A 364-nucleotide genomic window follows, 5' to 3' on the forward strand; every position below is an offset into this window, starting at 1 on the left:
CGCGCTGAAACTAGTGTTCCACGTATGGCCGCCGTCGATCGAGTATTCGACGGTGGCGCCGGTTTCGATGCCGGTGAGGTTCAACGTACCGACATTGGTGATGTGATCAACAGCGCTGCTGCCGGAATCGGTGGCGAGCGCAACGCCCGGCGCGGCAGCCGACGTATCGAGCGTGAAGCTGAACGATGTCGCGGCCGACGTATTGCCGGCGACGTCAATCTGGCGAACCTGCACGTTGTTCGTGCCTTCGACGGCGCTGAAGCTGGTGTTCCAGTGCGCGCCGTTATCGACGCTGTACTGCACGGTGGCGCCGGTTTCGATGCCGGTGAGGTTCAACGTGCCGACATTGGTAATGTGGTCGGAC

Annotated in this window: 1 protein-coding gene; it reads right to left on the minus strand. The window is 61.8% G+C overall.

The genetic code is table 11. The features are described from left to right. Positions 1 to 364: hypothetical protein (locus tag U5A56_RS37020; RefSeq protein WP_321927436.1), on the minus strand; the 364-nt coding region annotated here is incomplete at both ends.

The sequence above is a fragment of the Burkholderia sp. BCC1998 genome (assembly GCF_905339875.1).
Lineage (GTDB): Bacteria > Pseudomonadota > Gammaproteobacteria > Burkholderiales > Burkholderiaceae > Burkholderia.